This is a genomic window from Geodermatophilus sp. SYSU D00703 (genome assembly GCF_054050155.1).
This window is the reverse complement of the sequence record NZ_JBJGYU010000072.1, coordinates 1-711: the sequence shown is the minus strand read 5'-3', so window position 1 is coordinate 711 and position 711 is coordinate 1. Positions and strand designations below refer to the sequence as shown.

Genomic DNA, 711 nt, shown 5'->3' with positions numbered 1-711 from the left:
GACCGGAAACCCGCCCGGAGCTCCTCCACGAGGAGCTGCGGCTGTTCCCACGCCGCGAAGTGCCCGCCGCGGTCGAGCCGGTTGTAGTGGACCAGGCCGGGATAGGCCCGCTCGGTCCAGCTGCGCGGGGCCTCGTACTGCTCGCCGGGGAAGACGCTCACGGCCACCGGGATCGACACGCCCTTGGCGTCGAAGAACCCGCCCCGGTACTCCCAGTACAGCCGGGACGCCGAGACCCCGGTGTTGGTCAGCCAGTACAGCGTGATGTTGTCCAGGACCTCGTCGCGGGTCAGCTCGCCCGTGGCGCTCGACGTCCGGTCCAGGGCGGCGGCGACCGCCGCGGCCGGCTGCCCGTCGGCGTCGTTGTGGTCCAGCAGCCACGCGGCCAGGCCGACGGGGGAGTCCGCGATGCCGTACAGGGTCTGCGGGCGCGCGGCCATGTACCGGGCGTACTCGACCTGCCCGAAGGTCCGGACCAGCTGCTCGTAGGCGCGCCGCTCCTCGGCGGAGAGCCCGGACGGCGCCGGGGCGCCGGCTCGCAGGGCCGCGTCGACGTCGGCGGGGACGGTGGCGGGCATGTTGGTGTGGATGCCGAGCAGTCCCGCCGGCGCCTGCAGCCCCATCTGGTCGACCACGAACGCGCCCCAGTCCCCGCCCTGGGCGACGTAGCGGCGGTAGCCGAGCCGATCCATCAGCTCCGCCCAGGCCCGG

General features: G+C 74.3%; 1 pseudogene. It reads right to left on the bottom strand.

Features of this window, described 5'->3' with window-relative positions:
• Window positions 1-692: pseudogene (locus ACI782_RS26010) on the bottom strand (epoxide hydrolase); the annotation flags it as partial.
• Between the last annotated feature and the right edge of the window lie 19 nt (window positions 693-711).